General features: G+C 60.3%; 8 protein-coding genes. All 8 read left to right on the top strand.

Annotation, left to right across the window (positions count from 1 at the left end; genetic code table 11):
- Nucleotides 1–170 precede the first annotated feature (170 nt).
- The gene (locus AC06G8_RS20635; RefSeq protein WP_480283765.1) at nt 171–4,529 is read left to right on the top strand and encodes an Ig-like domain-containing protein; all 4,359 of its coding nucleotides are present in this window, start codon (nt 171–173) and stop codon (nt 4,527–4,529) included.
- 365 nt (nt 4,530–4,894) lie between these two features.
- Nucleotides 4,895–7,657 carry a stalk domain-containing protein gene (locus AC06G8_RS20630; RefSeq protein WP_480283764.1) on the top strand — a complete coding sequence of 921 codons (2,763 nt, stop codon included), beginning with the start codon at nt 4,895–4,897 and terminating at the stop codon, nt 7,655–7,657.
- Nucleotides 7,658–7,852: 195 nt separating this feature from the next.
- Entirely contained in the window at nt 7,853–9,019 is a 1,167-nt protein-coding gene (locus AC06G8_RS20625) for a sensor histidine kinase (RefSeq protein ID WP_480285480.1), read from the top strand.
- An 8-nt stretch (nt 9,020–9,027) separates the two neighbouring features.
- Nucleotides 9,028–9,756: a response regulator gene (locus AC06G8_RS20620; protein WP_021880897.1), complete on the top strand. Its 729-nt coding sequence runs from the start codon at nt 9,028–9,030 to the stop codon at nt 9,754–9,756.
- A gap of 316 nt (nt 9,757–10,072) precedes the next feature.
- Nucleotides 10,073–10,759, top strand: coding sequence for a hypothetical protein (locus AC06G8_RS20615; RefSeq protein ID WP_480283763.1), 687 nt, complete (start codon nt 10,073–10,075; stop codon nt 10,757–10,759).
- 192 nt (nt 10,760–10,951) lie between these two features.
- Entirely contained in the window at nt 10,952–13,078 is a 2,127-nt protein-coding gene (locus tag AC06G8_RS20610) for a helicase-related protein (RefSeq protein ID WP_480283762.1), read from the top strand.
- Nucleotides 13,075–14,025 carry a ComF family protein gene (locus tag AC06G8_RS20605; protein WP_480283761.1) on the top strand — a complete coding sequence of 317 codons (951 nt, stop codon included), beginning with the start codon at nt 13,075–13,077 and terminating at the stop codon, nt 14,023–14,025. The genes AC06G8_RS20610 and AC06G8_RS20605 overlap by 4 nt, the downstream gene beginning before the upstream one ends.
- A 258-nt stretch (nt 14,026–14,283) precedes the next feature.
- Nucleotides 14,284–14,697: a TIGR03826 family flagellar region protein gene (locus tag AC06G8_RS20600; RefSeq protein ID WP_480283760.1), complete on the top strand. Its 414-nt coding sequence runs from the start codon at nt 14,284–14,286 to the stop codon at nt 14,695–14,697.
- Nucleotides 14,698–14,764 lie beyond the last annotated feature (67 nt).

Here is a 14,764-nt window from a genome sequence, read left to right as displayed (position 1 = left end):
GCATTGGTTCAGTTCTCGATGAGCAACCTACTTGATCCACGCAGGCACCTGAATATGGACGTAGAGGATGGTTGCCCGTAGCATGCCAACTTCCAGTGAATTCTAAACATTCCTTATTTGGATACCGACAAAGAAACTACAATGGGTTACAAATCGGGGAGTGAATTCAGTTGGCTGGAAGAAAAAGCAGAACGATCATGATTGGCGCAGCGACCTTGCTCATGCTTGCGAATGCCTGCCTGCCTGCAGGCGGGTGGCTGAGGCTAGCAGCTGCCGCGGCGGGGGGACCGCTGCTGTCGGCCAAGCTGCCGGCGGACGACGCGGTACGGGTGCCTGCCAACTCGAGATTGCTGATGACCTTCGACGAGGCGGTCGTGAAAGGAAGCGGCAGCGCGGGCATAAGCATCCGCAAAGTATCCGACAACACGGAATGGGCAAGGTTCAATGCCGACGACGGAAGAGTCCAGGTGGAAGGAACCCGGGTTTCGATCCAGCCGGATAAGCCGTTCGCTTCAGGCGAATCCTATTATGTGCTGCTGGATGCAGGGGTATTTTCGAATGCGTCGAACGGAGCTCCTTTCGCTGGGATTTCGAGCGCCTCGGAATGGAACTTCAGCGCGGCGGAGCCGGATACAATTCCGCCCGACGTTGCGGCCGCAGCTCCGCAGGGCGGAAGCGTGCCGGTATTCTCTACCCTCCAGCTGAACTACGGGGAAATCGTCTTTCCATCGGAAGGCTCGCTGCAGCTGGTCAACCGGACGACAGGCGATGCCTTGTCCGTCAGCGCTGTGTCCCCATCCGTTACGGGCGGTGGAAGCCAGTCGCTGACGATCGTTCCCCCTTCCGTCCTCGTTCCCGGACAAGAATACCGGATCGATGTTCCCGCAGGCTGGGTGCAGGATGCCGCAGGCAACAAGAGTGCTGCCTACTCGTGGAGCTTCACGACGGGAAGCTCTCCGGTCAGCATCGTGGAGAAGCAGCCTTCGCCAGGAGCCGCAGGCGTTGCGCTGGATACGGGCCTGAGACTGAGATTCGACAAGACGGTGACGTCAGGAAGCACGCCGAATGCTCCGAAATATGTGACGGTGAAACGCGTCGCAGACAACGTAACCGTCACAAGCCTGAACACGTCGGGAATGACATACAAGCCGGACGGAACGGTCGAAACCGGTTTGGACAGGCAGCTGGCTGGAAGCACGGCATACTATGTGCTTGTCGATCCGGGAGCCTTCCGCAGCGGAGACATGCTGTTCGCAGGCATCGGCAGCGCGGCGGAATGGACGTTCACGACCCGTCCGTCTATAGGGCAGCCGCCTGCCATGGTCAAGCTTGAGCCGGCCTCTGGAGGCGTCCTTGGCGCGCTGGACGGCAAGCTGCGGATTACCTTCGACAAAAACGTATTCCCGGGAACCGGCTATGTGACGATAAGGAATGCGGGAAGCGGCGCGGCAGCGGCTACGATCCCGGTTACCTCGGAGCTGCTGTCCGGGTTCGGAAGCAACGTCATCACGATCAATCCGGGCTTCACGTTTTCCGAAGGAACCAAATATTATGTCGAGATCGGCAACCAAGCCTTCCTGGACGAGAGCGGCAACCGATATGCGGGACTGAGCGGAAGCAGCGCTTGGCCTTTCACGGTCAACAGGGATTCGACGCCGCCGTCCATCGTATCCATGCTTCCGGTGAGCGGAGCAACGTCCGTGTCGACGGTCTCGCCGCTCAGGCTCGTATTCAACGAAGCCATCCGGCTGGCGCCGGGCGCCAAAGCCTTGCTTCACCGGAGCGGAAGCTCCACCCAGACTTATCCGGTTTCCCTGTCCATCGCAACAGATAATGCCAATGCTCTTCTCATTAAACCGGATGCCGCGCTGCCAGGATCGACGCAGCTGTATGTGGAGCTCGGCGTGAACAGCGTGACCGACTTGGCCGGCAACGGCTTCAGCGGCATTCTGAACGAATACCAGTGGAAGTTCACGACGATGGCGAGCGGCAGCGGCACGCCTTCGCTTAGCAGCTTGGCAGCCGCCAGCTCGACCAGAATTCAGCTGATCTTCAGCATGGAGCTTGACAGCGGTTCGATTCCTTACCCGGCAAGCTTTTATGTCACGGTCAACGATTCGCCAGCGGCCCGTGAGCTGGCAGGAGTCGAAGTAAGCGGCAGCACGGCAACGCTTATTTTGCGGTCCCCGGTGCTCAGCGGCCAGAAAATAACGGTCTCTTATTCGATCCCGGGAGAAGGCATGCCCGCGCTCCGGAGCCTGTCGGGTGTCCGCGCATCGGGCTTTACCGGCAAGGAGATCCAATATGACGAGACTTCCTCGCTGCCCAAGGTGACAAGCGGCGTTCTGAACGGAAGCTACGTCACCCTCCAGCTCAACAAGCCGGTTCAGGCCCTGCAGGCGGGAGCCTTGTCCCAGTTCGGCCTTTACGTCAACGGCTCCTATGTCCAGCTGACGGAGGCGGCAGCGTCGGGCTCGACCCTTCTGCTTCGCCTGAGCAGCCCGTCCACGAGCGGGGGGAGCGCATACGTCAACTACTCTCCGGGCACGGCTCCCGTCGTCGACCAAGCGGGCAATCCGCTTGGGGCATTCAGCACCTATTATGTCCAGAACATGCTGGATACGACGAAGCCGGTGCTCAGCAGCATCATCGCGGGAGGGAATACCGTTACGCTGAATTACAACGAAGGCCTCCACACGGCGAAGGTGCCTTCATCCAGCCGCTTCGCCGTCATGAACGGGACGTCTTCCATCGGAGTCACAGGAGTAAGCATCGAAGGCAGCAAGGTGACGCTCAAGCTGAGCGGCAGCCTGAATGCATCCTTCGGCCTTACCGTCAGCTACACCAAGGGCAGTCCAGCCTTGGCGGATCTGGCTGGAAACGAAGCGGACTCGTTCAGCGGCGTGCCGGCATCGATGTTCACGGCAAGCACGACGCCTACCTATCTTTCCGGCAGGGCGGACGGGGACACGCTGACGCTGGTATATTCCGGAGTTCTGGACCCGGCATCCGCGCCGGCTCCAAGCCAATATTCCATTCGTGCGGACGGCGTGCTCATCCCTGTCAACAGCGTCGGCATTGCCGGTTCCTCGGTCATTCTGAAGCTGAGCCGTGCGGTGGCTTCGGGACAGGCAGTTACCGTGACCTACACGCCCCCGACCTACAACCCGTTGCGACAGGTAGGAGGGGACAGCGCCGCATCGCTATTGTTGGCATCCGCAACCAATGCTACAGGTCAGCAAGAAGGCTCTTCGTCCGGCGGCTCGCAGCCGGCAGCGGTCGGCCAGCTGACCTTGGCGGACGTAACCGTCAATCAGGACGTATCCCCGGCCGGAAGGGCGGCCAGCCGTTATTCGGTTCTGAGCGACAGTCTGATTCTCGCTTACCAGAAAGCTCGCAGCGCGGGTTCGGGTACGGATAAAGTCATCTTCAAGGTGCCGGACGGCCAAAAGGCAGGCATGGTCGCCTTGCCGGTCTTAGCTCTGCAGCAGGTGCTCGCCGCCTCGGCGACAGCCTCCTTCGAGCTTCAGTACAATGGCATCTCCACGGTGATTCCTCTCCAAGGAATCGACTTCGCCAAAACGGCTTCCCTGCTCAATGCAGGAGGTCCGACCGGCTATCTCTTGCTGTCGATCGACGACAATCCGGCGACTCTGGCGGGGGGCTTGCAGAATGCCGTCACGAAGGGCGGCTTGCAGGCAGCCTCCAGCGTCATCGGCCTCGACATATCGGTCATCGGCACGTCGGCGACGTCGGTCGACCGGAAGAAGCTGAGCGGTCTCAGCCGTTATGCCTCCACCACCTTGCAGACGGCATCAAGCCTGGTGCCGGCATCTGCGTCCACGGTGTTCCTCGACGATGAGACGGCCATGCTCAGCTATGTGCCGACCCGGATCAGCGGGCTGTCCGTGACGTTCAAGCATAAGTCCGGCGGCGTCTTCGTCGTCGTGAGAGGCACGCCCGTGCTCAGCGACGTGAACGGACATTGGGCGAAGAACGATATCGTCGCTCTGGCATCCAAATCGATCGTCAGGGGCAGAAGCGCCAATTCCTTCATGCCCAAAGCCAACATCACCAGGGCTGAATTCGCGGAGTACATCGCAAGGGCCCTTGGCCTCAAAGGAGACCGCGCCTCGGCTTCGGCCTATAGCGACATAACGTCAGGGTCGGCGACCGCTTCTTATATCGGAGCGGCTTCGGCGGCCGGCATCGTGCAGGGAAGCGGAGGGCAATTCCGTCCGAATGCGGCCATCTCCCGCCAGGAGATGGCGGCGATGATGGTCCGCGCCATCGAAGCCTCCGAGATGAAAATCATTCCGGCCAAGGATAATGCCTCTTACCTGGCGAATTTCAAGGATAAGGGCAAGATCAGCGCCTGGGCGCAGCCGTATGCGGCCAAAGCCGTCTTTGCGGGCATCGCGAACGGCCAAACCGCCACCGCGTTCGCTCCGCTGGGTCAGGCGACCCGCGCAGAGGCGGCCGTCATGCTGAAGAGGATGCTGCTGTACCTCGGCATGATCGACGTGTAAAAAGAACGGGAGCTGTCCTGCCGGCATCATGGATGCGGCCGGGCGGCTTCTTTTTCTTGAACATGCTTAAGCTGGAGTCGATCCGAAATCGATGGAAAGCATGAAAAGGACCATGCCGGCGGGAATGGTCCTTTTTTTCGGGCAAAGATTCTTGATCGCAGGGCGGACACGGTATTTCCTTCCTTCGATTCTAAGAGATTATTAACATAGAAAAAGTCAATCATTGTCGAAAGGTTGAAAGGACTATTCTATCAGACCCTCTTTGGTCGTAACTTTTTTCGATTCTGGAAGTCTATTCATTCGTAATGACAGAGTTTCAGACTCGCAGAATGATTGCCATCCAGATAGGAGAGTTGTCAATTTTTATGTCCAATGAAAAGAACCAAACGGCTGTCCATGCCCCTTCGGCCCCTACATATAAGCATCCTCGCCCGCTCGGCGGCGGCCGCAGGGTGCTCGTTACCGTGCTCGGCGCTGCCCTCATCGTGCAGCCGCTGCTGGCGCTTGCGCCTGCGCTGCCAGGCGCTCCGTCCATTCTGTCTCCATCCGTCGCTTATGCGGCCGAGAGCGCTCCGAAGCTGACGGTCACGAACCAGGAGATGGTCACCTCCGGCGCCCAGCGCATCGACTATCTGTGGAAGGGCACGCGCAGCGGCAAGGCCGTGCAGGCCAATATCCACGTCATCAAGGTCGATCTGACCAATCCATACGTCAAGCTGAACGCCATCAACAATACGCAGGGCGTCGTCACCGACCGCGGCAGCGTCATGAGCATGGCCAAGAATTCCGGCGCCGTTGCCGGCGTCAACGCCGATTACTTCCAGACCTCTTCCACGGACGGCGCTCCGATGGGCGCGGAAATTCTCGGCGGCAGCCTGCTGACGAGCCCGATGCAGCTGACGGGCATGTACATGTTCGGCGTCACGAAGGACAAGAAGCCGGTCATCGACCGCTACCAGTTCCAAGGAAGCGTCACAGCCGCCGACGGCTCCACGTTCACGCTGGCGGGACTCAACCAGTCCTCTTATACGACGGAATATCCGGCCAAGACGAGCTCCCACTCCGATTCGCTGTTCATGTATACGAGCGCCTGGATGGATGCGGACCGCCCGGCTGGAGCGAGCTATGCGACGCCTACGGAAGTGCTCGTCCAGAACGGAGTCGTGCAGCAAATATCGGAAGGCGCAGCCTTCTCCTCCAAGCCTCCGGCAGACGGATATATTTTGCGGGCGCATGGCAAGGCGGCCGCATTCGTGCGCGATCATTTGCAGCCGGGAACGGCTGTGAATGCGAACTGCTCCCTTCAGTCCCTGACGACCCAGCAGCAAGCCGATCCTGCCAGCTTCGAGATGATGGTCGGCGGGCATACGATTCTCGTGGACGGCGGCAAGGCGGCGACGTTCTCGCGAAGCGTCTCGTCGATCAGCGGCACTTCCGCGCGCTCCCGCACGGCTGTCGGATATTCCGCCGATGGCAAATCTGTCTTCATCATCACGTCGGAGACGAACGGCAGCAGCTCGGGCTTGACGCTTGCCGAGCTCCAGCAGGCCATGGTCAGCATCGGCGTCTACAAAGGGGTCAACCTGGACGGCGGCGGCTCGACGACGATGGTCGCGCGTCCGCTCGGCGACTTCGGCCTGCAGCTTGCCCATCCGACGGAGTACGGCACGACGATGCGGCAGGTTTCCAACGGGCTCGGCGTCTTCAGCATCGCGCCTCAAGGCGCAATCAAGGGCATCAAGGCAAGCGGCTCCGGAGTGCTCTTCCTGGGCCAGTCCAGCACCTATTCGCTTAAAGCCTATGATCAGTACTACAACCCGATGGAGCCGGGCGGCTTCAGCGCCAAGTGGAGCTCGTCCAAAATCGGCGGCAGCTGGAACGGCAACGCCTTCACCCCGACGAAGGCGGGACTAGGCAGCATTACCGTGAAGTCGGGCTCGGCTGAGGATACGCTTCCCGTGACGGTGGTTGGAGCGGACGACATCGCCGCTATGAGCATCGGCAGCGCCCAGGCTTCGCTGGAAGCCGGCGCGACGGTATCCGTGCCCGTGACGGCTACGCTGCGCAGCGGGCAGCAGTATACCGTTCCGCCAGAATCCTTGAAATGGGAATTCCAAGGGCTTACGGCAGCCCGCGACGGCGAGAAGCTGACCGTTCAGTCCGTCGCCGACGGGGCGGCCATCGGATATGCCATCGCCCGATACGACGGCTTCTCCGCCGTGCTTCCCTTTGCGAAAAGCGGCGGCAGCAGCGTAGTCGCCGACTTCGATACGGCTTCTCCGGCGGCATCGTTCTCCTCTACTGCAGGCGTAACCGGCAGCACGTCCCTCCTGAGCGGACTTGATGCCTCCAATGCCACCAGCGCGCTGTCCTTGTCCTATGATTTCACCGCAGGATCGACGGATACGAGAGCCGCATACGCGATGATGGGCAGCGGCGGCGTTCCGATCGCCGGCACGCCTTCGGGCATCAGCGTCGACGTCTATGGCGACGCGAGCCTCAACTGGGCGAGGGCGGAGCTGACGGATGCCGCAGGAGCGACTCATCTGCTCACGCTGGCCAAAACGGTCGACTGGAGCGGCTGGAGAACGTTGAAGGTGAATCTCGCGGATTCCGGAAAAGCCGTCAAATATCCGGTCAAGCTGACGCGCTTGTATATCGCAAGCCTGAAGGAAGGCGCCGACGAGCGCGCCGCAAGCGGACAGATGGCTTTCGACAACGTGAAGGTGGATGCTCCGGCAGCCTTGCCGGCTCCCGCCTCCGTGAAGATCGAGATGAAAGCCGGCAGCAAGACCGCCATGGTGGACGGCAAAACGACAGCTCTGGATTCCGCTCCTTATATCAAGGATGGCACCACGTATCTGCCTCTCCGCTTTGTCGCCAGCTCGCTCGGCAGCACGGTGAACTACGAAGCGGCCGCTAAACGCGTATCCGTGCTGCGGGGAGGCCAGCTGCTGGAAATGGTGATCGGCAGCAAAGAACTCGTCTCGAGCGGCAAGCGAGTGGCCGTTGACACCGCGCCGATTGAGCAGAATGGCAGGACTTTAGTCCCTATCCGCCTCGTATCTGAGCAGATGGGCCTAACGGTAAAATGGGACGGAACAACCAAGAGGATTACCGTCGAATGATACAAATCTGAGCACGACTGCTGTGGTATGATAGAGGGGACCTGTCCCTTTCATAATCAGAGAAGGAAGGTATCTCTTACGGATACCTTCTTCTCGTTTCCCCGCACTCGTTCACCGTCCTTTCGAGGCGATGGACCCTTGCGGCTTGAAACTTGTGGAGCGGCGGGAATCTCCAGCATCAGAAAGGCAGCCGTGATGACTGTGGATCACCGGATTGTGGACATCGACCGCGTTATCAAAAACGCGATTCAAGTCATGGAAGAAAGCAAATACCAAATCTATGAAATCTGCGAATCCGCGCGCAAGGAACTGGTCACGCTCGAACATGAGCTGAATCAGGTGCTCCAGGAAACGATCCAGACGATCGACAAGGTCGACAAGCTGGAAATGGAGTACCGCCTTGCGCGTATTCGGCTTACGGAGGTAAGCCGGGATTTCGTTCGCTATAAGGAAGAAGACATCAAGAACGCCTATGAGAAGGCTACCAGCCTGCAGCTGGAGCTGATGGTCTTCCGCGAGAAGGAGACCTATCTCAAGGCGCGCAGGGACGATCTGCAGAAGCGGGTCAAAAATGTCGAGAATTCGGTTGAGAGAGCGGAGACGATCCATTCGCAGATCAATGTCGTGCTCGAATACCTTGCCGGCGATCTGACGCAAGTGACACGTATTCTGGAATCGGCCAAAAACCGCCAGCTGATCGGCCTCAAAATCATTTTGGCCCAGGAGGAGGAGCGCAAGCGGATCGCGCGCGAGATTCATGACGGTCCTGCGCAGTCGCTCGCCAATCTAGTGCTTAGGACGGAAATTGCAGAAAGAATGCTCGCCAAGCAGGAATTCCAAATGGTCCAGCACGAATTAATAGACTTAAAGGCACAGGTACGCTCCGGATTGGAAGAAATTCGGAAGATAATATTCAATTTGCGACCTATGGCATTAGATGATTTAGGACTTGTTCCCACTTTGCGTAAGTATGTGCAGGATTTTGAGGAAAAAACACGAATTCATACGGTGTTCGAGACAATCGGCCGCGAAATCCGGCTTCCCTCCGCCATGGAGGCAGGCATCTACCGCTTGGTCCAGGAGGCGTTCACGAATGCGCTGAAGCATGCGAGCGCGAGCTTCGTCTCGCTGGAGCTGACCTATCAGTCGCAAATGGTGAAAATCTCGGTACAGGACAACGGGAGCGGATTCGACACGGAGCTGATTCAATCGAGGGCCAAGATCAATCAGCATTTCGGACTTATGGGAATGCGGGAGCGAGTGGAGCTGCTTGAGGGAAGAATGGAACTTGAGTCCGCCAGCGGCCAAGGCACCAGGATTACGATTCATATCCCTACAGGAGTGGATCAAAGAAAGGAGTAACATAACGTATGGACCTGAAGGCAGCAGGAGGCAAGCGCAAGATCAAATTGCTGATTGCCGACGATCACCAGCTTTTCCGGGAAGGCTTGAAGCGCATCCTGAACATGGAAGAGGACCTGGAAGTGATCGGGGAATGCAGCGACGGAATTCAGGTTCTGGAGTTCTGCAATCAGCACCAGCCGGAAGTCGTGCTTATGGACATCAATATGCCGATCGAGAACGGGGTTGTGGCAACGGAGCGGCTCCGGGACATGTTTCCGCATATCAAGGTCATCATCCTCTCTCTGCATGACGACGAGAGCTACGTGTTCGAAACTCTGCGCAAGGGCGCGTCGGGGTATCTTCTGAAGGACATGGAGGCGGAGTCGCTGATCAATGCGATCCGTTCGGTTGTGCAGGGACATGCTTACATCCATCCGAAGGTGACGGGCAAGCTGATCAACCAGCTGCGCCGCATGACTTACCTCGATGAGATGGGCGCGAACTCCGGAGCGGCGGCAAGCCGCGAGACGGGCGTGAAGTTCGTCGCCGGCGAGAACAATCCGCTTACGCGCCGCGAAGCGGAAGTGCTTCGCCTCATGGCGGAGGGCAAGAGCAACAAGATGATCGGCGAATTCCTGTTCATCAGCGAAAAGACGGTCAAAAACCATGTGTCCAGCATTCTGCAGAAGATGGAAGTGGACGATCGCACCCAGGCTGTCATCAACTCCATCAAATACGGATGGGTGACTCTCTAAAGCTTGCGAAGCCGCCTGAGCTTGCAGCTTGACCTGGACGGTACATAATAAGCCAACCCCCCCGGAGATGCCTCTCCGGGGGGGTTGGCTTTTCCGCTTTCCAGGCGGACGGTGCTTCGCGGGATCGCCCCCGCATATTCTTCTTTTTTATCACAGATGCATCCCGGCCGCCGTAACGCCCAGAGCGAAAAAGGCATATGGTACAGTATCCGTCACGGCATTCCCCCTTCGAGCCGTTCCGCGGGCGCGGCAACGGCCAGGACTCAAGGCCAGCCGGGTTCGAGGGATTCGATGCCGCGTGAGAGGAGAAGCGCCCATGATAGATATTTTGCTCGGCGTCATTGGTTGTTACGGTGTTGCGGCGGCGGCGGTGCATATGGCTTCTTACGTCATGGCCAAGGTTCCCCATGCCGATAAGCATTACATTCTGATGACCCGGAACGATGAATTGCGATTGGAAGGATGCATCCGTTCGCTTCACCGGTTCTCCAAGCTGACGGGGACGTCTGTCCGGATCACCGTATGGGATCGAGGCTCGACAGACGATACCGCCTTTATCGCTATGCGCTTCCGAGACGGGATTCGGCTGGTGACCGTTTCCGACATGGACAGCGGGAACAATCGTGAGAGAACGGAAGAACAGCCGGAATCCGATTCGGAGAGAAGCCGGATGGGAACGGTCGGAAGCGAGGCGGGTGAGCTTGGATCGGTATGGACCGAAAGCGATGTGCGTGAGCTTGGAGCAGCATGGATCGGAAGCGAAGAAACGGGTGAGCTTGGATCGGCATGGACCGGAAGCGACGAGGGTGAGCTTGGAGCGGCATGGACGGAAAGCGACGAGGCTTCGGCCTCCTCGAAGCGGCAATCCCTCGGGGGGTCCGAAAAAGGCGGACGCGATAGGCTGTTGTGGAGCCTGCGCAGCCATGGAATCGTGAGAGAGCAGGATCAGCCGGTGCTGGTGGATCTGGATCTTCCCGAGGATTGGTTCAAGCTGCCGTTCTGAGAAGGAATGGAGCCTGCGCTGTCGTGTCGCTGAAAGATCGCATAGCCAAGAGGCGGCAGCTCGGTTATACTAATGCTGTATTCATTAGGAGCGGAACAGGTGAAGCACACCCGTCGGCGGCGAGCCGCAGGGGTGTGCTTTTTTTGCGTCCTCCTGCCGCGGGCATGCGGTTCCCTCAGGGAGGTTGAGCAAATGGAGGCAGCGGTATATATCAGCCGATCGTCGTCAGGGAATTGGCAGACAGGTTTGACCATCTTTCCAGAGATCGACCGGCTGTGGTTATTGAACGCGAAATGGAGGAGGGAGGCTTGCAGCGCTGCTGGAGAGGATGTTCGTCCTGGCGCCGAGGAAGTGCTGGCATGCGGCATGCTTCCGCTGGATATTGCCGTCCGGGTTTCGGAGCTGTGGGAAGAAGCCGGCTTGAGGAGCACAGGCCATCGGCCGGCTGCAGAGATGCTGGCAAGCTGCGCAGCCGAAGCGGAACGCCTGCGCGGAGAAAGGGAGCCGGCTCCACAGCGGCAGGTAGTCCGCTGGGAGGCGGACTTGGCCGCCGCTCCGGCTGCAGCGCCGGGCGGAGCGGCCGAGCTGGCGCGCGCGGCCTGCGCAGCCGCAGCCGCGCTGCAAGGCCGCGCGCTGCTTCGCGGCGAGGCGCATGCGCTGCTCGGCGGCGGTGCCGGAGCCGCCGGCAGCTGCGACGCCGCGCTGCAGCTGGCGGCGCTGCTAGGCCGGCTGCGCCTCGGCAGCGCCGTTGCCGCCCCAGCGGGGCGCGGGCGGCCCGGCGGCTTCGCCGCCCTCCGCTGCCGGCGCTGCGGCAGCGGCAAGGCGCAGCTGCGGCGCGCGGAATGCGCGTCGTGCGGGCGCCGCAGCTGCGCCTACTGCGAGGCATGCCTCGCCATGGGCCGCAGCCGCGAATGCGGGCTGCTCGTGCTTGGCATGCCGCAGCCTAGCCGGCGGGCGGCAGCTCCCGCCCCGCCGCATACATTGCCGCCAGCGGCGGACAGGCTGCGCCGCTGGCGGCTGAGCCCCGCGCAGAGCGCCGCGGCCGCAGCCGCGCTGCAGTTCATCGAGCGGCCGGATCAGCCCGGTTCGGCTCATTGCGCAATGCCTGCAGCGGCATTATCCCGGCCATCTGTCATCGCTGCTGTCCCCCCGGACACTCGTTCGGACGGTTCCGCAGCGGCGGAACGGGTACAATCCGAGCTCGGCCGAAGGAGTTCCGTGATGGCAAGGGTTCCAGCTCTGTTGTCCGATTTGGCCGGAGCTTTCCGTTCCCGCTTTTGCAGCCCGGCTGCCCCTCTTCCGGCATTCCTGATCTGGGCGGTGACCGGAGCAGGCAAGACGGAGATGGTGTTTCCGCTGCTGGAGTCGGTGCTCTCCAGGGGAGGCCGGGTGCTGGTGGCGGCGCCCCGCCGGGATGTCGTCCTGGAGCTGGAGCCCCGCGTCCGCCGCGCCTTCCCGGATCAGCAGGTAATCGCTCTCTACGGAGGAAGCTCCCAGCGTTGGGAGAGCGGCTCCATCACGCTGGCGACGACGCATCAGCTGCTCCGCTTCCGGGAGGCCTTCGATCTTGTGGTAATGGACGAGATCGATGCCTTTCCTTATGCGGGCGATCCGCTGTTGGCCCGTGCCGCCGCAGCCGTCTGCCGCCGCGGCGCGCCGGTCATCCTGCTCACGGCGACTCCCGGCCGGACTCTCCGGCGGCTCGCCCGAAGCGGCCGGCTGCCGCATGCCAAGGTCCCGGTTCGCTACCACGGCCATGCGCTGCCGGTTCCCCAGCGTCTTGCCTGTCCGCCAGCAGCGCGTCTGATCGAAGCGAGGAGCCTTCCCCGCAGCCTGGCGAAGGCAATCCGGATTTCTCTGGCGAGAGATGCCCAGATCTTCGTATTCGTCAGCCGAATCCGGCAGGTGGAGCCCCTGGCTGCCCGTCTGGCAGATTGGTTTCCCGGTACGGAGGTGGCGGGCACCCATTCCCAGGATCCCGAACGCGGCGACAAGGTGCTGCGGTTCCGTGAACGAGGCATCCGGCTGCTGGTCACCACAACTATTCTCGAGAGGGGAGTGACGGTTCCGAAGAGCGATGTTTTCGTCCTGGACGCCAATGACCGTATTTTCGGGGAAGCATCGCTGGTGCAGATCGCAGGCAGAGCGGGCAGATCGTCTGATGACCCCGGAGGCAAGGTATATTTCGCGGCGCCGGAATATACGGGTTCGCAGGCGGGCGCTATCCGCCAAATCCATTCGATGAACCGTCTGGCCGGCAGCGGAGCGCTCGGAAGGCCGGGCTCGACCTGCCGGCCGGAGCCGGGGAGCCGATCATGATGGCGCAGCACAATCGCCTCGCTGCGGGAACCGCAGGGAGAACAGGTCCATTCCTGCCGGGAGGAGAGAAGCCGTCCTTTGTATCCTCGCTGCTGCGCCGTCTTCTGGACCTCCTCTCGCCGGCGCCGGCGCGCTGCATCATGTGCGGAAAGCCTTTCCGGCCGGGAGCTCCCAACTCCCAGGGCATCTATGCGACGACGTCTCTTCCCCCGGATTCATTCCCTAGAGCCTGGCAGGATTCCCTATGCCGGCCATGCAAGGGAGGCATTCCATGGATCCGGAAGACGGTCTGTCCGGTGTGCGGACGCCCGGAGCAATGCGGGGACTGCCCGAGGCGGACGAACGGGGGGCTGCTTCGCAACCGGAGCTCCGTCCGTTATGATCCCTTCATGAAGGAGCTTCTCGCGAGATACAAATACAAAGGAGACGAAGCGCTGCTCCCCCTGCTCGGCGCCATGCTGCTGCCCGCTTACGAGCAGTTGGCCTCGGATGCCCTCCGCATGCGGGCGGAGCAAGGCAGCTCTCGTTCGGCTTTTGATTTGATTACGTATGTGCCGGTCAGTCCGGAACGGCTGCGCGAACGCGGTTTCAATCAGGCGGAGCGACTGGCGCATCAGCTCGGCATGCATGCGGGCTTGCCCGTGGCTGACCTGCTCCGGCGCCAGGAGGAACGGGGCAAAATGAGCTCCAAATCCCGGAGCGAGCGTCTGCAAGCTTCCGAGTCCTTGTTCGCGGCCTCAGCGGAAGCGAAGGCGCTTCTGCGGGCAGCCGCTCTAAGCCGCGCTTCGATGCCGGGCGATCCGCCTCCTTCCAGCCAGCCACTGAGCCTTCTCATCGTGGATGATATTTATACGACGGGAGGGACGCTCGACGGCTGCGCCAACGCGCTGCATGCAGCTTCGCCTGTACCGCTCGATATCCGGTCCCTTGCTTGGGCGCGGGCTTGAGAGCGTCCTCCCTTTTTTCTCCCGTGCAATCGCTCCCCGCCCTCGAGAGGCGGCGGAGCTGTTTTGCATGTCTAGCAGAGGTTGCCTGCAAAACGCTTGCACCTCTTCTCCACCTCCGCAAGCTCCCGCATTCTCTATACAAGGGTGGATCTTTACAAATCCCAATACATTCCTGAAATCCTGGACTCCAATGTGACGAGCTCTCCGCCGATAATAGAACTACACAGTCAGTATAATGAAAGGGGCTTGGCCCATCCGATGAACAATCTCGACAATTGCCCGCGCTGCGGCAGGCTGTTCGCCAAAAACTTCCGTGAGGTTTGTCCCCAATGCATCCGGGATATCGATCATGAATACGTGCTCTGCTCCGACTATCTCCGCAAGAACCGGGGCACGGCCATCAACGAGCTGTCCGACATGACCGGCGTCAGCATCCGGCAGATCACGAAGTTCATCAAGGAAGGCCGTATTTCGCTTATCGATTCCCCTAATCTGAGTTATCCGTGCGAATCCTGCGGAATTTTGATCCGCGAAGACCATATGTGCGACTCCTGCCGGGCCCGCCTCAAGAACGACGTGCGTCGAATGAAGTCGGCTGAAGAGGAATCGCTCCGCAACACCTCGGCCTTAAGGGCCTATCAGAGCAAGGATTTGGGCAAAGATCATACTTGAGTACGGGATGAAATTCTTGTTTATACGATAAATATAGGACTTGACAATTAGTCCGGCCGCTCTATTC

The organism is Paenibacillus sp. SJS-P3 (assembly GCF_056711585.1).
The sequence above is the reverse complement of the archived record's forward strand: the minus strand, read 5'-3'. Positions and strand labels throughout refer to the sequence as shown.

Excerpts from the sequence above, each read along its gene's own strand:
- AC06G8_RS20610 (WP_480283762.1), top strand. The coding sequence starts at position 10,952 with ATGGAGGCAGCGGTATATATCAGCCGATCGTCGTCAGGGAATTGGCAG.
- AC06G8_RS20620 (WP_021880897.1), top strand. The coding sequence starts at position 9,028 with ATGGACCTGAAGGCAGCAGGAGGCAAGCGCAAGATCAAATTGCTGATT.
- AC06G8_RS20605 (WP_480283761.1), top strand. The coding sequence starts at position 13,075 with ATGATGGCGCAGCACAATCGCCTCGCTGCGGGAACCGCAGGGAGAACA.
- AC06G8_RS20630 (WP_480283764.1), top strand. The coding sequence starts at position 4,895 with ATGTCCAATGAAAAGAACCAAACGGCTGTCCATGCCCCTTCGGCCCCT.
- AC06G8_RS20615 (WP_480283763.1), top strand. The coding sequence starts at position 10,073 with ATGATAGATATTTTGCTCGGCGTCATTGGTTGTTACGGTGTTGCGGCG.
- AC06G8_RS20600 (WP_480283760.1), top strand. The coding sequence starts at position 14,284 with ATGAACAATCTCGACAATTGCCCGCGCTGCGGCAGGCTGTTCGCCAAA.
- AC06G8_RS20625 (WP_480285480.1), top strand. The coding sequence starts at position 7,853 with ATGACTGTGGATCACCGGATTGTGGACATCGACCGCGTTATCAAAAAC.